Below are 22,971 nucleotides of genomic sequence, written 5' to 3'. Positions count from 1 at the left end.
TGGTGGAGGTGAACGGGATCGAACCGATGACCTCCTGCGTGCAAAGCAGGCGCTCTCCCAACTGAGCTACACCCCCTTGGTGGGCCTAGGTAGATTTGAACTACCGACCTCACGCTTATCAGGCGTGCGCTCTAACCAACTGAGCTATAGGCCCCTTCCTCACGTGAAAAAAAATGAATAGTGGGTATAACCAACTTCCGGGATTGACCTTGGATGTATGGATCGGAGCAGGGGCTCCGATCGAATACTCCTTAGAAAGGAGGTGATCCAGCCGCAGGTTCCCCTACGGCTACCTTGTTACGACTTCACCCCGATTACCAACCACACCGTCGGCGCCTGCCTCCCTTACGGGTTAGCCCGACGACTTCTGGTGCAGTCAACTTTCCGGGTGTGACGGGCGGTGTGTACAAGGCCCGGGAACGTATTCACCGCGGCATGCTGATCCGCGATTACTAGCGATTCCAACTTCATGGAGTCGAGTTGCAGACTCCAATCCGAACTGGGGGTGGTTTTTTGAGATTTGCTTCCACTCGCATGGTCGCTGCTCTTTGTGCCACCCATTGTAGCACGTGTGTAGCCCTGGACATAAAGGCCATGCTGACTTGACGTCATCCCCACCTTCCTCCGGTTTAACACCGACAGTCTCTTTAAAGTGCCCAGCTTAATGATGGCAATTAAAGACAAGGGTTGCGCTCGTTGCGGGACTTAACCCAACATCTCACGACACGAGCTGACGACAGCCATGCAGCACCTGTCACCAAGTTCCCCGAAGGGCACTCTCCCGTTTCCGGGAGATTCTCGGGATGTCAAGTCCAGGTAAGGTTCTTCGCGTTGCATCGAATTAAACCACATGCTCCACCGCTTGTGCGGGCCCCCGTCAATTCCTTTGAGTTTTAGTCTTGCGACCGTACTCCCCAGGCGGTTCACTTAATACGTTAGCTACGGCACTGAAAGGGTCAATCCTCCCAACACCTAGTGAACATCGTTTACGGCGTGGACTACCAGGGTATCTAATCCTGTTTGCTCCCCACGCTTTCGCGTCTCAGCGTCAGTAGAGGGCCAGAAAGCCGCCTTCGCCACCGGTGTTCCTCCTGATATCTGCGAATTTCACCTCTACACCAGGAATTCCACTTTCCTCTCCCTAACTCTAGCCGAACAGTTTCAAATGCACTTCCCGGGTTGAGCCCGGGACTTTCACACCTGACATATCCGGCCGCCTACACGCGCTTTACGCCCAATGATTCCGAACAACGCTTGCACCCCCCGTATTACCGCGGCTGCTGGCACGGAGTTTGCCGGTGCTTCCTCTGATGGTACCGTCAAGCATCGAAGCTGTTAACTTCTCAACATTCTTCCCATCTGACAGAGCTTTACGATCCGAAGACCTTCCTCACTCACGCGGCGTTGCTGCGTCAGGGTTTCCCCCATTGCGCAATATTCCTCACTGCTGCCTCCCGTAGGAGTCTGGACCGTGTCTCAGTTCCAGTGTGGCTGGTCGCCCTCTCAGACCAGCTAACCATCGTCACCTTGGTAGGCCATTACCCTACCAACCAGCTAATGGTACGCAGACTCATCCTTCAGCGACAGCTTCCATGGAGAGGCCATCTTTGACTGATATGCCGAGGCACATCAGTATTATCCGGTATTAGCCCATCTTTCGGTGGGTTATTCCTGACTGAAGGGCAGATTATCCACGCGTTACTCACCCGTGCGCCACTGTACTCATCCCCCGAAGGGAACTTTCTCGTACGACTTGCATGTGTTAGGCACGCCGCTAGCGTTAGTTCTGAGCCAGGATCAAACTCTCAAGTTTAAATCCTTCCGGGATTGGTATCCCGTTTCTATCAAAGAAATACTTGGCCCGTAAGCTAGCTATCCCACTATTCAGTTTTAAAAGAACCATGTTGAAGCGAACTTTACTCTTACCGCAAAAAAAGGCCCCTGTCAAGCAGCTTTTGCACGTTTTGATAGGGAGCGGTTCCGCGGCACGCGTGACGGTTCGCTTGTCAATGTCAAAGAAGGTGGCTTTATACGCTGTCTCAACCGTTGAGTCAAGCCTATTTTTAAAAAAAACATCATGCTCAAATCGGTTACGATATTCGTATACTAGGGACGAAATGAGGGATTGTCAAGGGGATAGCCCGCAGAAAAAACACCTGATTCGAGGCCCGGTTCAAGACCGGGGCACACTGTCGACCGTGTCAATTCGGTCTCCTTTTCCGGGTTTGCCGGTGCGTCCATATTCAACGATGCCCGCTTACGGCACGTCAGTTGTATGATGCAGGCCCGCCGGAGGCGGGCCGGGGCGCTTTGTACGAGATCGACGAAGGTGGGAAAAAAGAAATATCTGTGGTATCGTCCGCCCTCTTATCATCTTTTGAGGAGCGTGCCATGAACGATACATCCCCCAGGGATTACACACTTCTTGACAGGCCGGAGATTCTCTCCGTTCTCTTTCATCCCCGCCCCGAGATCAGGTACGGATTATCCGGACAGTCCGGGAAAGACCTGCTGATTCCCGTTGAAGACAGGGTATCGGTAGCCGCCCGCTTCCATCACCTGGATGTTGACGGGCCGACCATCCTGTTTTTTCACGGAAACGGGGAAATCGTGGCGGATTATGACGATATTGGGCCTCTCTTCGGTTCGACGGGCGTGAATTTCTGCGCCGTTGATTACCGGGGATACGGTCTTTCGACGGGACACCCCACGGTGTCTGCCATGATGAGCGACGCTCACGTGGTGTTGGATTACATGACGGCATGGCTCGAGGTGCAGGGGTACCGGGGGCCGCTGGTGGTCATGGGGCGGTCGCTGGGCAGCGCGCCGGCCATAGAACTGGCATCGAGCCGTACCGGCAAACTGGCGGGACTCATCGTCGAGAGCGGTTTTGCCCGCACCATGCCCCTTCTGCGGCTTATCGGCGCCGATCCCCAGGGACTGGGGCTGTCCGAGGACAATGGTTGCGGTAACCTGGACAAGATCGGCTCCGCGGATCTTCCCACGCTGATCATCCACGCCCGGAATGACTTCATCATCCCCGTCAGTGATGGAGAAGCCCTTCTCGAGGCGTCCGCGGCCCGGAACAAACGTCTCGTCGTGATTCCCGGTGCCGACCACAACTCGATCTTCATGGTCGGTTTCGCCCTCTACATGGGGGCCCTGCGGACCTTCATAGAGTCTATCAAAGGCAGACCATGACGATTTCCTCATCCCGCCGTCCTGAACGGCGCGGCTCTTCGGGGGCGGACTGGGTCCCGCGGGCCGGTCAGAACAGGTTCAGCAGTTCCAGGTCGGGCCCTCCCTCTTCCCGAGCCCTCTTCAGGGCATCTTCAGATCCCATGACGGTTACCTGTCCCTTCAGGGCAACCTCCGACACTATGTCCGCGAAGGCCCTGAAGTCATCTGCCGTGGTGGAGAGAACCTGATCGCGGACGACCTGGCGATCTTCGTCGGTGATGCCCGCCAGGTACCTGACCATGGAGACGTACCCTTTCGTGTCGGGGAACTGGTAGCTGTCCATGTCGCCAATGGCGCCGATCACGGCTTTGGTGACCTCTTCACGGGACAGCGGCTGATTCTTCAGAAACAGGGCGGCATCGTCAAAGACGCTGATCGTGCGAAGCAGGTTGGGGTCTCGATAGGACAGAAAGGCGAGCACACCGGAAAGACGGTCAAAGGAGCAGAAAGCGCCATAGGCCCCACCCTGGACCCTGACGCGGTCCCAGAGCCAGGAATTCCGGAGATACCGTGTTATCACTCCGGCTGACCCGTGGAAGCGGTAGCCCAGACGGTAGAGATCGGCACCCTTGCCCACGTAGTTTACCTGTGAAGGAACGACGAGGCCTTCCTCCGGGAAGGGCTTGCGACGGCGCCATCGACTTCGCGGTCCGTCACCATCGGGCATGCCGTCGATGAACCGGTGGAGGAGAGACTCGATCTGCTTCCACCCCGTCTCATCGACGGTCACGTTCAACAGAACGTTCCCCCGCCGGATCATCAGTTCCCTGATATCCCGGAGAGCAGCCAGTACCGACGGCCAGTTCCGTTCTACTGCCCGGGACAGCGCGCGGACGAAAAAGAGGTAACTCACACCTCCCATGTCTTCTGACAGGCGGTCGGCTTCGTTGAAACGGGACCGCAGGCGAAGCCCCACTACCTGGTGTCCGCCCGGGATGAGACGCTGCTCGAGACGGGCCTTTTCCTCGAGAACCATCTGGCGGAACCGTTCACGGTTGTCAAGACGTACCGTGGTCAGGACTTCTTTCATGATCGACAGGAGGTCTTCCGCCTGGGCCGGCGTTCCCTTGCCCCGAAGAATGAACCGGGCCAGGGGGACAGGTGATCCCCGTACCATGGACAGGAGCAGGGACGTGTTGATTCCCCCCGTCGTGCGGCCGATCCGCTGGAGGACTTTCACGTAATCTTCCCTGAGCGTTCCCATTTCGAGCAGGGCCCGGCTGAGAAGGGGCACATAGGGGATATATTTCCGAGGAATCCCCTGAAGGTCGAATACGGCATCGATATAGACGATGCCGCTCGTAAAGAGATCGTGAAACAGTATGGGGCTGGCGCGATGCTCCAGGGGAGTCAGGGGAATCGTCCGGTTTTGTTTCTCCAGGTCTTCCAGGGCCAGTGTCGGTATGGTCCGGAGCGCTTCCGGAGAATCCGGCTTCTCCTGAAGTTCCCGGAGCTCTGTTGTATCGCGTACTGTTTCCTCTATCTGGCGGGGGGTCATGGCCTGTTTCCGGGCCGCCAGTGCTTCCAGTTCACGTTGCTCCCGACGGCGGGCCAAGGTCGGGTCGGGCTTCAGGATTACCGTTGTCCGGTGAGGGTTGTCAAGCAGGGATGAACGGATGAGGGATTCGAAAAAACGGTTGTTCTCCCGTATGTGTTCTTTCAGGCGCGCCAGTGGCTCTTCGAAGGCGAGCGGTGCCAGGGGATCGCTTCCGTAAAGCCAGGGGGGAAGCGCCCGCAGCATGAGGACCAGCCCTCGCGGGTAGCTTCCGGTGTTGTTTTCCCGGAGCCGGAATTCCAGGGTGTTCATGGCCGCTTCGACCGCCTCTGGATCAAGACCCCCGTCGGAGAGTCGGGACAGCGTTGTCAGAACAAGGGATTCCACCGCCCCGGCCGCTCCCTCGGTATCCAGCGCTACGCCCTTCAGCCCCACGGAAAAAGACATCTGCCGCAGTTGATCTTCGAGCCCGCCGCCCACGATATCCTCTCCGAGGCTTGATTCGATAAGGGCCTTCCTGAGTGGAGAGCCGGGCATTCCCAGCAGAACCGCGGCGAGTACGTTGAGCGCGATGTTTCCGTCAAGGTCCGTTGTTTCATCAAGCAGCCAGTTGACGCAGACCATTCCCCTGGTGGAATCGTCGCTTCCGGAGGCGAAGAAGGCCGTTACGCTCCGGGGTTCACTGAATTTCGTCTGAAGCGAGACGGTGGAGTCCACCGCGAGAAAGTCGAACTCTCTGAGGTATTCATCGATTATCCGCAGGCGTTCTTCGGGGTCGTCGTCTCCTGAAAAGAATATGAAGGCGTTTGACGGATGGTAATAGCGCCTGTGAAAATCACGGAACCGTTCGTAGCTCAGTGAGGGAATCACGTCGGGATCGCCGCCCGAATCAAAGCCGTAGGGAGTATCGGGAAACAACGAATGCTGGATGGTTTCACCCAGTATGGAATCGGGTGATGAATACACGCCTTTCATCTCGCTGAACACCACTCCCTGGTAGCGAAGAGGGTCAGCGGAGTCGGTGAGGGCGTAATGCCATCCCTCCTGTCGGAAAACGGCCGGCGTGATGCGGGGATGAAAAACGGCGTCCAGATAGACGTCGATGAGGTTGTAAAAATCCTGGAGGTTCTGACTTGCCACCGGATAGCAGGTCCTGTCGGGATAGGTGAAGGCGTTGAGAAACGTCTGAAGGGATCCCTTCAGAATTTCTACGAAAGGTTCCTTGATCGGATATTTCCGCGATCCGCAGAGGACCGAGTGCTCCAGGATATGCGCGACTCCCGTGGAGTCCTCAGGGGGAGTCCTGAAGGTGATGCCGAATACCTTGTTTTCGTCATCGTTGATCAGGGAAAGTAGCCGGGCCCCCGTTTTTTCATGCCTGTACAGCCGGGCCAGCGTCTTGAGCTCCTCCACGGGCCGTTCAAGGATGAGCTTGAAACCGTTTGTTTTCATTGTATTCTCCTTCTGTCAACGTCATTTCCACAGGTGACGAAATCGCAAAAAGCCGCCGGAACCGCAGCGTGCGGCGGCTTCGTGAAAGTCCGTGGACGCGGCAGGCGCATCCTGAAGAATGGACGTACTTCAGGGTACGACGCAGTGGCGGAAGATGCAACGCAGCGTTCGGACCTTTTACGAACTCGTCATACTTGATTCCGGCAACCCTTTCAATAGTTTCCGTCTATCCTGCCCTGTCTGTGTCACGTATTCCTTCTTGACACCATTCAAGCCGAGCCGCTATCATAGATAGACACCTTCCTCGAGGAGCCGGTGATGATCGATACCAGATATCGGGAAGCCCGTAAGATGGCCCTCGACATTGCCTCGAGCTTTGGCGACCCTCTTTTTTACCGCGAGCAGGAGGCGGCCTGTTCCCGCTCTTGCAGACACTTCGAAGAAAACGACACAGTGGGCTCCTGCCTGCGGCTCCTGGAGGGCAGGGAGACGTTTGGAGGGCATGGGGTGGTCCATGCAAAAAAGGTGGCCATTGACGCGGGGGCGATCATTATTGTAGAGGGGCAGAATAGACTCCCCGAGCCCGAACTGACCCGTCTCGTTTTTCTCGCGCACCTGGCAGGACTCCTTCATGATATCGCGCGGTCACAGAAAAACCACGCCCACAGGGGAGCCCTGGAGGCGCGAAATGTTCTTGCCGGCCTCGATCTTCCGGAGCATGAAATCCTCATCGTCACCGAAGCCATCAGAAATCACGAGGCTTTCAGGCCCTGCCGGTCTCTGGCGAATCCCGCGGCGCAGCTCCTATCGGATGCTCTGTACGATGCCGACAAGTTCCGGTGGGGTCCCGACAATTTCACCGAAATGCTGTGGGACATGTTGTCCCTTCGTCCCCTTTCCCTGCCGCGGGTGATGGAGCGCTTTCTGCCGGGGCTGGAAGGTGTCGAGAAGATCCGGGACACTTTCCGGTCCGCGACGGGTAAGACCTACGGCCCTGATTTTATCGACCGCGGCGTCGGAATCGGACGACGGCTGTACAAAGAACTGGCCCACATCCGGGATTGACGGCCTCGTACGGGCGTACCTCACAGTACGCTACGCCTCATTCTTCAGGGTGTGCGCGCCGTGCCTCAGGGAGCTTTTACAAAGCCGTCCTCTATCGGATGTTCTTCGACTTCGTACAAGTTCATCAGGATTGGCCATAGACAGAGTGGACTTCCTTCGCGCGTCCCGCGGAGACCCGTTACAAGAGTCCCCTGCTGATTGTCATGGACAGGTCAACCCAGCACTCCAGCCGTCCGGAATGAAGGGCCCTTTCAAGTTGCTTCAGAACCAGGCGGTCTGTGGGGAAGGCGAGGTTGTCCGGGATCGAATCCAGTGAAAAAAAAGCGGCCTCGCTTGCGTCGGAACCGGCTTTCAGCTCACCTCCCACAAGTTCCCCCCAGAACCAGATACCCGTGGTCTGACGGTCCCGGTCATGAAAATTTGAATGAGCGGCGAAAACCGGACCGGCCTTGACGATGAGCCCCGTTTCTTCGAGCACTTCCCGTTCAGCCGCGGCGCGTACGTCCTCATCCCATTCAAGGTGGCCGCAGGGTATACACCACATGCCGTCGTAAGAACCGACGCGTCGTACCAGCAGGATCTTCCCGTCCCTGACGACAACGACAGCCACGCCGACGGTGGGATTACGGTAAAACACCCGGCCGCACCGGGTGCAGGAGCGTCTGTTCCGATCCCGCCGCCCGCGCGCCTCGAGGTTTCCCCCGCATGAGGGGCAGTAATGAAAAAGCATCGATCGTCCTTCCTCTTGTGATGACAGGGCCTTTGAAAAACTGTCGATTGCGTCATGCCGGCCAGGGGGGGACATCGTGCGAAGTGACGGTAGTAAGGAACAATTTCCAGTCCCGATGTTTCCCGGAATGACACGATTCAAAAATCTGATGATGCCTGTAAAATATGCGTAATGTACGTGAAAATCCAGTTTTCTGCAAAAAATATTGAAAGTGAAATGTTCCGGTGGTACTTCCGGTGTGTGATGGCGAAAGAAGCGGTGCCGGACCATGGGAGCGAGACCACGGAAATAAAAAGCCGGTAGGACAGGTTAACACAGGAGGCCATCGAGCGGTACCGACAGGGAGATCACGAACGGGCGCTGGAGCCGGCTGACGACGCGTCGGCCTGTGCCGAAGACACCTTCGGCCCCGACCATGCCCCGGCAGCCGGGTTGTTGAGAAACCTGGCGGAGATCAGTGTAAAAACGGAACAGCACGGAGAGCCGATGAATATACTGTCCGGGCCGAGAGAATCGAAGGCGGTTAAAGAGCGGGAGGTCATTTTCCTTGACCGGCGGAAACCTTTGACCTATAAGCCTGACGCCCCCGTCTATTCTTTGATAATCTATTCCGGCACTGTTGCCGGCCACAGGAGGAACAAGCAATGAGAATCATATTACTGGGCGCGCCGGGAGCCGGCAAGGGGACCGTGGCGAAGCTGCTGGCGGACTATGACGGTTCTGTTCAGATTTCCACGGGAGATATTCTCCGGGCCGCCGTAAAAGCGGGAAGCGACCTTGGGAAGGAAGCCCGGGGTTACATGGAGCGGGGCGATCTGGTTCCCGACTCTCTGATCATGAAAATCATGGAAGCGCGCCTTCAGGAGCCGGACTGTGCCGGAGGCTTTATAATGGACGGCTTTCCCCGAACGATTCCCCAGGCGGAGGCGCTGAAGGAACTCCTGGAAAAGCTGTCGATCTCCCTCGACTTCGTTGCGAACCTTGAAGTTCCCCGGGATGTTGTCCTTGACCGCCTTACGACCCGCAGAACCTGTTCCAACCCCTCCTGCCAGGAGATCTACAATGTCAGGAGCAATCCCCCCGCCGAGGACGGCACCTGCAAAATATGCGGCAGCCCCGTGATTCAGAGAGACGACGAAACAGAAGAGGCGATTCTGAACCGGCTGGAAATCTATACGGCCAAGACGGCGCCCCTGATCGGTTTTTACGAGAAGGAAGGACTGCTCAGGAACTTCCGTTCTCTCAAGAGCGTGGACACGGTGGAAGATATCAAGAAAAGCCTGAGGGCATAGAATCGTCGCGTCGCCTATGATCGATTACAGGGAGGAACTCAACAGCGAGCAATACCGCGTGGTGACCGCCGATGCAGGACCGCTGCTTGTCATTGCCGGTGCCGGAAGCGGAAAGACCCGCGCGCTCACCTATCGAACGGCCTGGCTCATCGAGCAGGGTGTACGTCCCGACAGGATCCTGCTGGTCACCTTCACCAACAAGGCCGCCCGGTCAATGCTGACCCGGGTTGAGAGCCTGGTGGGGGACCGGGCCGGGATGGTCTGGGGCGGAACCTTCCATCACATCGGAAACCGGATTCTTCGACGGCATGCCCGTCGCGTCGGTTATGACGGCAATTATTCCATTCTCGACCGGGAGGACGCCCGGCAGTTGGTGGCCTCCGCCGTGGTTGAATCAGGTATTCCGTCCAGAGGTAAGCGCTTCCCCACGGCGGCGGTCCTGATGGACATGATTTCCCTGGCCGCCAACACGGACACATCTCTGGAAACCATCGTCCGGAAACGATATCCCGGAGCCTTCACATTCATGACCGACATCCTGAAGGTCGCCTTTCGATACCGTATCCGCAAGCAGGAGCTGAACGTCATGGATTTCGACGATCTCCTGCTCAAGTGGCGGGACCTCCTGGTGGAACATGAGGATGTCCACGCGGAATATGCCCGCACATTCGAACATATCCTCGTGGACGAATACCAGGACACGAATCGCATTCAGGCCGATATCCTGAACCTGACGGCCTCCCACCACGGGAACATCATGGTGGTGGGCGATGATTCACAGAGCATCTACTCATTTCGAGGCGCCGACTGTACGAACATAATGACCTTTCCTGAAATGTGGAAGAAGGCACGGGTCTTCAAACTCGAGACCAATTACCGGAGTACGCCCCCGATACTGAAGCTGGCGAACCTCTCCATCGTGAATAACCGGGAGCAGTATCAAAAAAAGCTGCGGGCAGTCAGAAAGGGGGGCGCGCGGCCTGTCTACGCGCCTCTTTCCGATGGAATGCACCAGGCCGATTTCGTGGCCCAGCGCATTCTGGAGATGGCCGATGAGGGAATTCCCCTGGATGAAATGGCCGTTCTCTATCGGGCGCATTTCCACTCCATGGAGCTGCAGATGGAGCTGGTGCGCAGGGACATTCCCTTCGTTGTCAGGTCGGGCATACGTTTTTTCGAACAGGCTCATGTCAAGGATGTAACGGCGTTCATGCGGATCGCCGTGAATCCCTTCGACGAACCGGCCTGGAAACGGCTCCTCGTCCTCTATGGGGGCATCGGAAAAGTCAGGGCCGACGCGATCTGGAGGCTGATTGCCGACAGCGACGATCCCCGGCGTCGTATTTTTTCCGATGATCTGGAGGCCGGCCTGTCAAAAGCCGTCGAGCCGGGACTGATGGAGTTCAGAACCATCCTGGATGACGTCTTCAAAACCGCCGGGTTCGATGATCCCCGACGGGTGATCGACCGTGTCCTGGCAGGGGGATATAGGAGATTTCTCAGGGAACGCTACGACAATTACCAGTCCCGGGAAGAGGACCTGAAACAACTTGCCGCTTTTTCACGACAGTTCGAGTCCCTGGAAGCCTTTTTGAGCGAACTCGCTCTCATGACCGGCCTCAACGAAGATGACGACGCGTCGCGTCGGCGGGAACAGGCGGAGCAGAAGGTGATCCTCAGTACCATCCACCAGGCCAAGGGCCTGGAATGGTCTGTTGTCTTCATGATCCGCTGTTCCGAGGGAGCCATGCCCCTGGAGCGGGCACTCAAGGAACCGGGCGGTGTGGACGAGGAAAGACGCCTCTTTTACGTGGCCGCCACCCGGGCCAAGGACCAGCTGTATCTCTGCCACACCCTTGTCGATTCAGGAAGGGGTGGCTGGGGCCGCCGCTTGAGCCCCTCGAGGTTCATCAACGAACTGGCACCCGCGAGACTTCCCGCGAAAGAACGACCCTTCGAACAATGGATTGTCGAGTAGGTTACCGGCCTACAGGACCCTAAGAGACAGTTCCATGAGCTGTTCAAGCGTCGCCGGTGACGGGGCGTCGGTGAGAAGGCACGTGGCTCTCTGCGTCTTGGGGAAAGCGATGACATCCCGTATGGATTCGGCGCCGGCCATGAGCATGATAATCCTGTCGAGGCCGAAGGCGATTCCTCCGTGTGGAGGGGTGCCGTATTCCAGGGCATCGATGAGGAACCCGAACTTGGTCCGCGTCTCTTCGTCGCTCAGTTGAAGGGCTTTGAATACCAGGGCCTGCACGTCACTCTTGTGAATTCGAATGCTTCCACCGCCTATTTCGGAGCCGTTGAGTACCAGGTCATAGGCGCGGGCGCGAACCCGTGCGGGGTCTTCAAGGAGCAGCGGCGTGTCGTCGGGGACGGGAGCCGTGAAGGGGTGATGGGTGGCCATGAACCGTTTCTCCGTGTCGCTGTACTCGAACATGGGGAACTCCGTTATCCAGGTGAAGGAAAAGCTGTCCGGCTCTATGAGACCGAGTTTCCGAGCCAGGTGGAGCCGCAGGTTGCCCAGGGCGTCGTTTGCCACACCTGCCGTGTCGGCCACGAAGAAGAGCAGGTCTCCCGGTGAGGCCTCCATCCGTTCATTGACGGCCGTTACTTCCCCGGGAGTCAGAAACTTGAAGATCGGAGAGGTCCAGTCGTTTTCATTCACCCGGGCCCAGGCAAGACCCCGGGCCCCGAAGTCACTCACGTAACCGGGAAGTTCATCCAGGTCCTTTCGGGAAAGGCGCCTGCCTTCCGCGAGACGCAGTGCCTTTATAACGCCTCCCCGGGCCGCCATGTCCGAGAAGACTTTGAATCCGCAGTGTTCAACCAGATCCGTTATAGTATGAAGCTCCAGGCCGAACCGGGTGTCCGGGTTGTCCCGGCCGTATCGATCCATGGCGTCGCTCCAGGTGAGACGTGGAAAGGGTGTGACCACGTCCAGACCGATACCGGCTTTGAACATGTGGGACATGAGGCCTTCCGTGACATTCATGATATCGTCTTCGGATATGAAGGACATCTCCATATCGATCTGGGTGAATTCAGGTTGCCGGTCAGCCCGGAGATCCTCGTCCCTGAAGCATTTGACGATCTGGTAGTAGCGGTCGAAGCCGGAGACCATAAGCAGCTGTTTGAACAATTGGGGTGACTGGGGCAGGGCGTAAAAGGAGCCGGGACTGATCCTGCTGGGGACAAGGTAATCCCGGGCTCCCTCGGGTGTGCTTTTGGTGAGAAAGGGCGTTTCCACGTCGATAAATCCCCGGTCATTGAGGTATGCACGGGCCGCCGCAGTGACGGTGCTCCTCAGGAGAAGGTTCTTCTGAACCTTCTCCCGGCGCAGGTCCAGGTAGCGGTACTTGAGACGGATCGTCTCAGAAATGTCGGCATCGTCATCGAGCACAAAGGGAGGCGTTTTTGATTCGTTGAGTATTTCAAGCTCTTCAGCCATTACCTCGATAGCGCCCGTTGGAAGGTTCGGGTTTTCCATTCCCGCGAGACGATTCCGCACTACCCCCTTTACGGCCAGAACGTATTCGCTTCGTATCTTGTGGGCTTCCTCGTGGGCCTCGGGGGACACTTCGGGGTTGAAAACGACCTGGGTGATGCCGTCACGGTCACGGAGATCGATAAAAATGACGCCTCCGTGATCCCGCCGCCGGTGTGCCCAGCCCATGAGTACCACCGTTTCTCCCGCCTGTGCGGTTCTCAGTTCACCGCAGTAGTGGGTTCTCTTTTCTTTCGTCATGAACGCTGTCACTGTCGTTACCTCGCGTTTTTTCAAGATTCCAGAACACCGGTTTGTCCCGCGCCCTGTGTGATAGCCTGTTTCCACTTCCGGGACGCGCCCTCGAGGCATCAGTTGGTGTCGGTAGTGGTGTCGGCGGCGCCGCCGATCCCGGAAGCGTCATTCGCCGCGACGGCGAAGCGGCCAAGCTCCCGGGCCGTGTCGACGGGGTTTTCCAGGGACAGAATCCGCTGTGTTCCTGTCTTCATGTCACGCAATTGAGCCTGTTTCCGGACCAGTTCGTCATCGCCGATAATGAGGGTGAAACGGCACCCGAGCCTGTCTGAACGCTTCATCTGGCCTTTCAGCCCCTTGCCGGAGAAATCCATTTCCGTAGTGATTCCGGCCTTCTTAAGAGACATGGAGAGAATGAAGGCAAAATCGTCTGCTTTCCGTCCCAGGGACGCTATGAAAAGCAGAGGGGTATCATTGCCGTTCCCGGGGCCGGCGGGCATGAGAGCAAGCAGTCGCTCCACGCCGATGGCAAAGCCGATGCCCGGGATGTCGGGTCCCCCGAGTTGCTCCGTCAACCCGTCATACCGCCCACCTCCGGCAACGGCATTCTGTGCGCCCAGTGAGGAGGAGATCACTTCAAAAGCCGTTCTGCGGTAGTAATCGAGACCGCGAACCATCCGGCCGTTGACGACGTAGGGCGCCCCGAGAGTTTCGAGGTATCGCTGGAGATCGTTGAAATGAAAAGAACACTCGTCACAGAGGGAATCGAGAATCAGCGGGGCTCCGTCGATCTGGGAGCGGCATTCTTCGCTTTTGCAGTCAAAAACGCGAAGGGGATTGGTGTCGAAGCGGCGGAGGCAGTCCTCGCAGAGCCCATCCTTTCCGGCGTCCAGAAATCCCCGGATGCGGTCCCTGAAGGCAGGCCTGCAGGCGGGGCATCCCAGCGAATTGATTTCCAGGTTGAGATTCGGAATGGCCAGTTCTTCAAGGAAATGAAGGAGCATGAAAATGAGTTCCCCATCGACCCGGGGATCTTCGGATCCGAGGAATTCAACATTGACCTGGTGAAACTGGCGGTAGCGACCCCTCTGGGGACGTTCCCGCCGGAACATGGGGCCCATGGTATAGAGCTTCAGGACCGTATCGGCCTGGTAGAGATGATGTTCCAGGTACGACCGGATGACGGACGCGGTGGCTTCCGGTCGAAGGGTAAGCGAGTCGCCGCCCCGATCGGTGAAGGTGTACATTTCTTTTTCGACAATGTCGGTGGTGTCTCCGATACCGCGCCTGAAGAGGTCCGTCTTTTCGAGGATGGGCACACGGATTTCCCGAAGACCGAAATCGGTGAAAATGCGCCTTGCCGTATCTTCCAGATGCCGCCAGGCACCCGTTTCATCAGGCAGAATGTCTTTGAACCCCCGGACGGAGGTGATCAGTGGCATGCTCCGGTGCTCCCTTGGAATTACAGGCAAAATCACATAGCACAGGTTATGGCGAAAGGCAATGCAAAGAATGACGAACTTGTACAAACCCGAAAACGTCCGATAGAGAACGGCTTCGTAAAATGGTGCCGGATGAAGGTCAGTCAAGATCGGCGGCCGGTGCGCAGGGGATAAAACAGGACACGTCAACGACATCCCCATCGGTGCCCACCGTGACGGCACCGTTGAGATCGGTCCGGTAGAGAGTGGTTCCCGCTTCACGGTACCGTTCGATGACTTCGGGGCGTGGGAAACCGAAGATGTTATCACGACCGGCGCTGACCACGGCAATGTCCGCCCCCAGGGTCTCGAGAAAATCGGCCCGGCTCGAAAGGGCGCTGCCGTGGTGGGGAACCTGCATGACCGTGCTTTTCAGCCCGGCACCATCTTTAATAAGGAAGATTTCCTGTTCCCCCGTGATGTCGCCCGTGAGAAGAAAGCTGACGGCACCCCAGGTGATTTTCAGGACGAGGCTGTAACGATTGTAATCGTAGCCCGCCGGGAAGTCTATTCTTTTGCGGCTTTTCTCCCGGGGGTTGATAACGGAGATCAGGGCGCCTCCCATCAGGCGATCCGGAGAGCCGCTCCAGAGTACGCGGTGCTGAATGCCCTTTTTTTCAATGGCCCGGGAAAAGCGCCGGTAGCTCTCAGAGTCCGCTTCGTCTCCGTTGGACCAGACTTCTCGCACCCTGAATGCTTCCAGTATGTAGGGAAGTCCCCCGATGTGATCATGGTCAGGGTGGGTCAGGACCACAACGTCGATGGTCCGGATTCTTCGGTGGTGCAGATAGGGAGCGACCACGTTTTTCCCCACATCGAAGGTGGAATCGAAAAAACCGCCGCCGTCAACGAGCATGACGGTCTTGTCGGGGAACGTGACCAGAGCGGAGTCACCCTGGCCTACGTCGAGGCAGGTCATTTCCAGCCTGTTCGAAGGAATCCCTGTCCGTACCAGGTGCAGCTCATGGCCAAGGCCGATAGCGGCTATGGTGATCATGGCCGCCATCGTCGGCAGGGACTGTCTCCCCGCGGACCTCCACGACGGGCCGGCCCGAACGGCGTCGAACAGTTTCAGGACCAGAAGAAGGACAGCGTAAAAGCAGACGACGGCGGGGATGCCCGGTGACGGGAGGTCCATGCTCGACCAGGGAAGCCCTTCGAGGAACCGGATGATCCACAGGAGGGGCGTAAGAAACAGGGAGGCTGCTTTGAACAGGGCCACAGAAAGCCACGGCAGGAACGGCGCCAGGAAAGCCGCCGCTATTCCGGGAGGAAGGACGGCAAAGCCGACCAGAGGGACCACCAAGGCGTTGGAGAGGAGTGTTACCAGGGACAGCCTGTTGAAATAAAGAACGATGAGAGGCGCTGTCCCGATGGTGGACGTAGTGGTGACGACAAGAGAGACAACGACGGCTTTCAGGAATCTTCGGTTGTCAAGCCTCCTGAAAGCGGGGAGGGCGCGAGGCATGACCAGAAGGATAGCCGCCACGGCGGCAAAGGAAAGCTGGAATGAAACATCAAAAAGGGCGGCCGGGGACAGGGTGAGGACGGCCAGGGCCGTCAGGGAGAGCGTGTTCAGGGGTGTCGCCGTTCGGGAGAACAGGAGTGAAACGGCGAGAAGACTTATCATGAGCGTTGCCCGGACGGTGGAGATGCTGAAGCCCGCTATGAAGGCGTAGTTTAGGACGAAGAGGAGAGAACCGCAGGCGCAGACTTTCAGAAGGTTGGCTTTCAGCAGGAGCGGGCTCCAGGAGGTCATGATGAGCCTGATGAGAACAAAGGCGAAGAAGGCCGCCATACCTATATGGAGTCCTGAAATGGCGAGGATATGGGCCACCCCGGTCCTGTTGAACCCCTCCCGCAGGGCCGGGGGTATTCGTTCCTTTTCACCCAGGATGAGCGCTCCCAGAAGTTCCCTTGCCGGGGGACCGGTCGCCCGGGCAATGAGGGTTCTCACGTCCCCCCTGATGTGTTCGATAGCCGCTTTCACCGGGTTTCCGCCGCCGCGTCTCAAAAGGACGATATCGGTGGCCCGGCTTACCGAGGCGACGATGGACATCCCTCTCAGGCTGAGATACCGCTGGTAATCGAATCCTCCGGGATTTCTGAAATTTTCCGGTTTTTTCAGACGAGCCGTAAACCGCAGGTAGTCACCGTAGGCAAAATCCTCCGGACTGTTTCGAACTGTCAAGAGGACGGTTCCCCGCTGGGGATGCCTGCCGTCTTCATCGACGCGGGCCGTCACCGAAAGGATGACCCTCGTCTTTCCGTCCATGACGTGCGGGGGGGCGGCGATGTACCCCTCCAGCGTGCTTTTCTTGTTCCCCCCTTGTTCCGTCAGGAGGAGCAGGGTCTTCGTGTCCGGTTTTTCCTCGGGATTCCTTATGCCCTGGCCGGCCAGAAACCCCGTGAAAAACCAGGCGAAGACGAGGCAAACCAGAATGATCCGATGGTTCCCTCTGCGCAGGGCGGCCAGGATGGCGACACAGGCGGCGAGTACCTGGACAAGCCCGAGGGTTTCCGGCAGGGGCAGACGGGAGCCCAGCGCAATGCCTGCCATAAACGGCACGCAGAGTGCCGCGAGGGGTATTTTCATGAGAGAGGCCCCTGTAGGGTGATGAGATCACATATCCCTCGTGACATGGCGGACGCCGGTGGTACGAGAGATCTTTTTAGTTCCGCCATGTCGAGGAGCGTTTCAGATCAAATCATGTCGAAGAGCGTTTTAAGCTCCGTCATGTCGAGATGCGTTTTAAGCTCCGTCATGTCGAAGAGCGCTTTAAGTCCCGTCATTTCGAGGAGCGTTTTAAGCTCCGTCATTTCGAGGAGCGAAGCGACGAGAAATCTTTCTTTAGGAGTGGGATCTCGCAAGATTTCTCCCTGCGGTCGAAATGACAGAGCGTGAGCGGATGAACGGGCAGATCCGGGTGGCCGAAATGACAGGCGTGAGCGGTCTAGATGAAAAAATGACGGGTATGCAAGGGTCTCGACTCAAGAAATCAGAGAGGGAATCGGAAGAAATAACTATCGTTTCTTTGTAGTGGTTTGGGAGGGCATTGTCAAACAGAAAACTTCACGATCTGGACAATCGGCGGATGAAAGTGTACAATCGCCGTCCTGCGAAAGCGAAGACGGACAGGCGGGAGAAAGGATCCATGATGACAGCGGCGGTACCCATGGTCGATCCTGTCGGGGAGGCGCGGTTTCGGAGGCTTATTTTCGTCCGGCTTTTCATTGTTTCCTTTCTTCTTGGAATCGCCGCCCTCATCCAGACCGGCGGTGATCTGGACATTCCGGGCCGTTCTCTCTATCTGGTTTTCGCCATTATCGGGACTATCTACGTTCTGTCCGTTTTTTACATGATCCTTGCCCGCTACTGGGACCGCCCTCTTTTTAACCTTTCGCTGCAGGCCATCATCGACGTGATCCTCATAACGGCCCTGGTCTATGTGACCGGGGCCGTGGAGAGCATCTATTCCATTCTGTATCCGCTTGTTATTATCTACGGCGCGCTGTGCATGGGCAGACGAGGCGCCATCATGATAGCCTCTTTGAGCGCCATCTGCTACGGCGGTCTTCTGGACCTGGAATATTTCGGTTACATCAATCCCGCCCCGGGAAATCCCTATCCCTCTTCCAGTGCGGGGTACGTGTTTTCACGCCTATTCATCCATATCGTTTCATTCTACATTACTGCCCTGCTGGCTTCCTATCTGGTAGAGCGGGAACGGCAGACAAAGTTCCTCCTCACCGAACAGGAGGATTCCTTCAAGAGGCTCGATCTGCTCCACAAAAGCATCATCGAATCCGTCAACGTTGGAATCATCACGGTGGACCAGAGCGGGATGGTCAGATCCTTCAACCGTGCCGCCGAGGAAATAACGGGCCAGCGGCGGTATCAGGCAGTGGGGAGAGACCTTGATGGTGTCATGCCCGGAATCTCATCAATCATGGCGGGTCGCAACGAGAGAAGAACGGTCGTGGAAGCAACGGTTGCCGCCGCGGACGGCCGTGACATGGTCCTGGGCTGCTCCCTTTCACCTCTTATCGACTCTTCCCTGACCCCCATGGGAAACATCATTATTTTCCAGGATCTGACGTTTCTGAAGGCCATGGAACGGGAAGTGGAAAGAAGTAAAAAAATGGCATTTCTCGGTGAGATGTCGGCGGTACTGGCCCATGAACTGCGGAACCCGCTGGCGTCGATCAGCGGTTCGATTCAGCTTCTCAGGCGTGATCTGCCCCTCGGCAAGGGAGACAGGAAACTGATGGACATCATCGAGCGGGGGCAAAACCAGCTCGAAACGCTGGTCCGGGATTTTCTTTTTCTGGCTCCGTCAAAAGGGGCTGTGCGGGTCGACGCCATCGACGCCATCGACGTTGTCGATATGATTAACGAGGTGCTGGAGTCGGTCCGGTTGAGTGAGGATTGGAACGGCGATGTTTGTGTAACGAGGCGGTTCAAATACCGGCGGCTGATTCGCGGGAACAGGAAAGAAGTGCGCCAGGCCATCCAAAATGTCATGACAAACGCCATGCAGGCCATGAATGAAGGCGGTGATCTCACGATAGAAACGCGTCCCGGTAAGGACGGGGACTGTGTTGAAATCGAAATTCGTGATACGGGATGCGGTATCGATCCGGGGAACATGGTGTATGTGCGAGACCCCTTTTTTACGACCAGGGAGGGAGGAACAGGGCTGGGGCTTGTCATTGTTGAAAAGGTCATGGAAAGCCACGGCGGCTATTGCCGTATCGACAGCAATGCCGGTGAAGGGACCCGCGTGGTGATGGGATTCCCCGCGGCGGAAGAGGTGCCGGAAGAGGAGAAAACTGATGGCGAACATCCTGGTAGTTGACGATGATCAGGGAATGCGGGATTTGCTGGAAATTATGCTTGCCCGGGAGGGACACACAGTGGCTACGGCGCCCGGGGGGAGGGAAGCCCTTCACATCTTTGAAAAGAAGCCCTTTGACCTGGTTATAACCGATCTGCGGATGCCCCGCGTTGACGGCATCGGGCTGCTCCGTTCCATCAAGGAACTGTCCCCCGAAACGGTGGTAGTACTCGTTACTGCCTATGCATCGGGGGAAACCGCCCTGGCCGCGATGAAAGAGGGGGCCTACGATTACCTGGAGAAAAACTTCAACATTGACCGTCTTACGAGCCTGGTGAATGATGCTCTTGAAAAGAAAGGCTCCCTCCAGGAGGAGGCTCGGTTCATGAAAACCCTTGAGCAGTCTCCCGGTTTCAGCGGCATGGTAGGGAAAAGCAAGGGAATGCTGAAACTGTATTCCATGGTCAGAAAGGTGGCCGATACGGGCGCCAATGTCCTCATACTCGGTGAAAGTGGAACGGGCAAAGAACTGGTGGCCCGGTCCATCCACGAGAACAGCCCGCGCAAGACCTGTTCCTTTGTCGTCATCAACTGCGGGGGCATTCCGGAGACGCTGCTGGAAAGCGAACTTTTCGGCTACATGAAGGGTTCCTTCAGCGGCGCCTACGGCGACAAGCCGGGTCTCTTCGAACACGCCCAGGGCGGTACGATTTTTCTGGATGAAATCGGCGAGCTTTCACCGTTCCTTCAGGTGAAACTTCTTCGGGTTGTCCAGGAGAAAACCTTCAGGAGAATAGGCGGGGCCGATGACATCACCGTGGATGCCCGTATTATTTCGGCAACCAACCAGGACTTGGAAGCGAAGGTGGCGGCTAAAGAATTCAGGGAGGACCTTTACTATCGTCTTAACGTGATCCCCCTGAGAATCCCGCCTCTTCGGGAGCGCCGTGAAGATATCCCCCTTCTGGTGAACTATTTTATCGAAAAATACGCCGGGGAACTGGGAAGAAGCGTTCAAAAAATATCGGATTACGCCCTGGAACTTCTGTTGACGTATCCCTTCCCGGGGAATGTGAGAGAGCTGGAAAACATTATCGAGCGCAGCGTGGCCATGGAGCGCTCAGCCATCATCCTCCCGGAGAGCCTGCTTCTTTCAGGGACCGGCCTGCCTGATTCCGCGGGTGATGCCCCCGAATCAATCCCCGCCGAGGGGGTCGACCTGAACCAACTCCTGGAACGGTACGAAGCCCGCCTGATTGAGGAGGCCCTGAAAAAAGCCGACGGGTCAAAAAGCAAAGCGGCCCGGCTCCTGAAGATTACCCCCGATTCCCTCCGCTACCGCATAGAAAACAAGGGGGGACGTACTTAACTTATTAACTTGACGGAACACGAACCCATCACTAGTATCAGGTCATGCCACGAAAACCTCGCATAGATGCCCCTGGGACGCTTCATCACGTTATTGCCCGGGGGATTGCCCGGGAAGAGATTTTTAGAAGCGATCGCGACAGGGCCTCATTTCTTGATCGCCTGGAAGCTGTCCTTGAGGAGACCGAAACAGCCTGCTACGCCTGGGCGCTGATTCCCAACCATTTTCACCTTTTACTTCGAACGGGTACCGTTCCGCTTTCCACGGCAATGCGCAGCCTGATGACAGGTCACGCGGTGAGTTTCAACCGAAGGCACGGGCGCTGCGGTCACCTCTTCCAGAACCGCTATCGATCTATCATATGCCAGGAGGATGCTTACTTTTTCCAACTGGTGCGCTATATCCACCTCAATCCCCTGCGAGCGGGCATAGTAGACGACATGGACGGGCTGAGTCGATACCCTTTTTCCGGTCACTCCGTTCTTATGGGCACCCACACCAAATCCTGGCAGGAGAGTGAAGAGGTGCTGGCACATTTTGGCGAAACACTCCCATCGGCCCGAAGAAACTATCGCGACTTTGTCCTCCAGGGGATAGATCAGGGAAGACGATCCGACCTGACCGGTGGAGGACTCCTTCGCAGTGCAGGCGGATGGACGCCGGTACGTGAATCGGGGAATGCGGGAAGGGGCTTCAAAACCGATGAACGGATTCTGGGTGACAGCGATTTTGTTGCCCGTGTTCTCGCGACCGCCCAAGAAACCTTTGACCGACGTCACTCAATAAAGAGTCGTGGAATTTCCCTGGACGTCATTGTTACCCGGGTGGCGGAGCTGCTTGATATGGCCATTGAGGATGTGGTGCGCAGGGGAAGGTTTAAAGATACGGTATCGGCGCGCAGCCTGGTGTGCTACCTTGCTGTACGCGAATTGGGGATGACGATGACATCCTTGGCGGAATACTTTGCTATTTCGACCGTCGCGATAAGCAAATCCGTCAGGCGAGGTGGAGAGATCATAAAAGAACGCGGCATCGACACCGGCAAGTTAATAAGTTAAGTACGTCCCCATTGGGTTATGCATGACCATATTGACAGATTCATCAGCTACTTGGCTGTCGAGCGGGGTCTTGCCCTGAACACGCTCGAGGCCTACAGCCGTGACTTGAACCGTTTCGCGGGGTTTTTCCAGGAGCGGGGTGTCGCACGGATCGAGGATATCGATTCCACCGCCGTGGTCGATTTCCTCGAGCAGTTGCGCGAGGAGGGTTTGGGTACGAATTCCATCAACCGGGCCCTAGCCGCTCTTCGGGGCTTGAACCGCTTTCTGCTCGACCGCGGTATCATTGCGGTCAATCCGGTTGCCCATGTGGAACTGGGCAAGATATGGATACGTCTTCCTGATACACTTACAAAATTTGAAATGGCGTCGCTCCTGGAAGCACCGGGAAACAGAACCCCCCTGGCTGTGCGGGACAGTGCCATGATGGAGCTCCTGTACGCCACGGGCGTACGGGTGTCGGAACTGGTGGGACTCTCGCTGAACAGCTTTCACTGGCACGTAGGTTACGTGCAGGTGACGGGAAAGGGAGGAAAAGAACGTATCGTTCCCCTGGGAAGCACCGCTGCAGCCCAGGTCAGACGTTACCTGGACGATGTACGGCCCGGTCTCCTCAAGGGGAGCGCCGAGAAGACGCTTTTCCTGAACAGGTCGGGCAAAGGCCTGAGCCGCCAGGGTTTCTGGAAGATTGTAAAAAAGTACGCCCGAAAGGCAGGACTCGAGAAAAAGGTGTATCCCCACACCTTCCGCCATTCCTTCGCCACCCATCTCCTGGAGGGAGGTGCCGACCTGCGGTCCGTGCAGATCATGCTGGGCCATGCCGACATCGCTACGACCCAGATATATACTCATGTGACAAGGGAATATCTGAAAGAGACGCACCGGAAGTATCATCCTCGGGGATAACAAAACAGCATCCCGATCTCGGTCCGTGCCGTCACAAGGCCGGATCCGGATTGAAGGCCGATACAAATCTCGGTTCGACAAGTGTTCAGTGACATGGTAATATTTTATACGTATGATCATCCAGGGGTGATGAACTCGTGAACAGTCGAAAACGCCCGATGGAGGGCGGCTCTGAAAAAGGTCCTTGAGGCACGGCGGGCGCATTCCGGGGATGGGGCGTACTTCGGAGTGTGTCGCGGTGACAAAAGAGGGGGCGCAATGAAGCATCCGGCACCTTTTTACGAAGCCGTCAAAGGTACG

General features: G+C 57.0%; 14 protein-coding genes, 2 tRNA genes and 1 rRNA gene. 8 read left to right on the top strand and 9 right to left on the bottom strand.

Going from position 1 to position 22,971, the window contains the following annotated elements; genetic code table 11:
• The 3 genes from M0Q23_02250 to M0Q23_02240 all read right to left on the bottom strand — a co-directional run bounded on the left by M0Q23_02250 (nt 1) and on the right by M0Q23_02240 (nt 1,813).
• Nucleotides 1-76: transfer RNA gene (locus M0Q23_02250), tRNA-Ala, on the bottom strand.
• A gap of 1 nt (nt 77) precedes the next feature.
• Nucleotides 78-154: transfer RNA gene (locus M0Q23_02245), tRNA-Ile, on the bottom strand.
• Between the two features lie 101 nt (nt 155-255).
• Nucleotides 256-1,813 (bottom strand): 16S ribosomal RNA (locus M0Q23_02240).
• 578 nt (nt 1,814-2,391) lie between these two features.
• On the opposite strand from M0Q23_02240, the gene M0Q23_02235 reads away from it, so the two are divergent.
• On the top strand, nt 2,392-3,201 hold the full coding sequence (locus tag M0Q23_02235; GenBank protein MCK9527467.1) for a lysophospholipase: 810 nt from the start codon (nt 2,392-2,394) through the stop codon (nt 3,199-3,201).
• Nucleotides 3,202-3,268: 67 nt separating this feature from the next.
• On the opposite strand, the gene M0Q23_02230 is transcribed toward M0Q23_02235, so the two are convergent.
• A complete protein-coding gene (locus tag M0Q23_02230; GenBank protein MCK9527466.1) occupies nt 3,269-6,187 on the bottom strand; it encodes an insulinase family protein in 2,919 nt (972 codons plus the stop codon).
• 318 nt (nt 6,188-6,505) lie between these two features.
• On the opposite strand from M0Q23_02230, the gene M0Q23_02225 reads away from it, so the two are divergent.
• A complete protein-coding gene (locus M0Q23_02225) occupies nt 6,506-7,252 on the top strand; it encodes a hypothetical protein (GenBank protein ID MCK9527465.1) in 747 nt (248 codons plus the stop codon).
• Nucleotides 7,253-7,430: 178 nt separating this feature from the next.
• On the opposite strand, the gene M0Q23_02220 is transcribed toward M0Q23_02225, so the two are convergent.
• Nucleotides 7,431-7,982, bottom strand: coding sequence for an NUDIX hydrolase (locus M0Q23_02220; GenBank protein ID MCK9527464.1), 552 nt, complete (start codon nt 7,980-7,982; stop codon nt 7,431-7,433).
• Between the two features lie 644 nt (nt 7,983-8,626).
• On the opposite strand from M0Q23_02220, the gene M0Q23_02215 reads away from it, so the two are divergent.
• Nucleotides 8,627-9,274, top strand: coding sequence for an adenylate kinase (locus M0Q23_02215; protein MCK9527463.1), 648 nt, complete (start codon nt 8,627-8,629; stop codon nt 9,272-9,274).
• Between the two features lie 16 nt (nt 9,275-9,290).
• Nucleotides 9,291-11,252: a UvrD-helicase domain-containing protein gene (locus M0Q23_02210; GenBank protein ID MCK9527462.1), complete on the top strand. Its 1,962-nt coding sequence runs from the start codon at nt 9,291-9,293 to the stop codon at nt 11,250-11,252.
• Nucleotides 11,253-11,261: 9 nt separating this feature from the next.
• Here M0Q23_02210 and aspS read toward each other — a convergent pair whose 3' ends face one another.
• From aspS to M0Q23_02190, 4 genes are all read right to left on the bottom strand, one after another.
• Nucleotides 11,262-13,037 (bottom strand): aspartate--tRNA ligase, encoded by a 1,776-nt coding sequence (aspS, locus tag M0Q23_02205; GenBank protein MCK9527461.1) that lies wholly within the window; start codon nt 13,035-13,037, stop codon nt 11,262-11,264.
• 98 nt (nt 13,038-13,135) lie between these two features.
• On the bottom strand, nt 13,136-14,461 hold the full coding sequence (gene hisS, locus M0Q23_02200; GenBank protein MCK9527460.1) for a histidine--tRNA ligase: 1,326 nt from the start codon (nt 14,459-14,461) through the stop codon (nt 13,136-13,138).
• Nucleotides 14,462-14,600: 139 nt separating this feature from the next.
• A complete protein-coding gene (locus tag M0Q23_02195) occupies nt 14,601-17,096 on the bottom strand; it encodes a DNA internalization-related competence protein ComEC/Rec2 (protein MCK9527459.1) in 2,496 nt (831 codons plus the stop codon).
• A gap of 107 nt (nt 17,097-17,203) precedes the next feature.
• On the bottom strand, nt 17,204-17,371 hold the full coding sequence (locus tag M0Q23_02190; protein MCK9527458.1) for a hypothetical protein: 168 nt from the start codon (nt 17,369-17,371) through the stop codon (nt 17,204-17,206).
• A gap of 287 nt (nt 17,372-17,658) precedes the next feature.
• Here M0Q23_02190 and M0Q23_02185 point away from each other — a divergent pair, with 287 nt between their 5' ends.
• The 4 genes from M0Q23_02185 to xerD are packed head-to-tail and all read left to right on the top strand — an operon-like array spanning nt 17,659 to nt 22,671.
• The gene (locus M0Q23_02185; protein MCK9527457.1) at nt 17,659-19,359 is read left to right on the top strand and encodes an ATP-binding protein; all 1,701 of its coding nucleotides are present in this window, start codon (nt 17,659-17,661) and stop codon (nt 19,357-19,359) included.
• Nucleotides 19,337-20,707, top strand: a complete 1,371-nt coding sequence (locus tag M0Q23_02180) for a sigma-54 dependent transcriptional regulator (protein ID MCK9527456.1) — start codon at nt 19,337-19,339, stop codon at nt 20,705-20,707. The genes M0Q23_02185 and M0Q23_02180 overlap by 23 nt, the downstream gene beginning before the upstream one ends.
• A gap of 44 nt (nt 20,708-20,751) precedes the next feature.
• Complete coding sequence (locus tag M0Q23_02175; GenBank protein MCK9527455.1) at nt 20,752-21,765, top strand: transposase; 1,014 nt, start codon at nt 20,752-20,754, stop codon at nt 21,763-21,765.
• A gap of 18 nt (nt 21,766-21,783) precedes the next feature.
• Complete coding sequence (gene xerD, locus M0Q23_02170; GenBank protein ID MCK9527454.1) at nt 21,784-22,671, top strand: site-specific tyrosine recombinase XerD; 888 nt, start codon at nt 21,784-21,786, stop codon at nt 22,669-22,671.
• Nucleotides 22,672-22,971 lie beyond the last annotated feature (300 nt).

It is taken from the genome of Syntrophales bacterium, assembly GCA_023228425.1.
Classification (GTDB): Bacteria; Desulfobacterota; Syntrophia; order Syntrophales; family UBA2210; genus MLS-D.
This window is presented reverse-complemented; position numbering and strand designations above follow the sequence as displayed.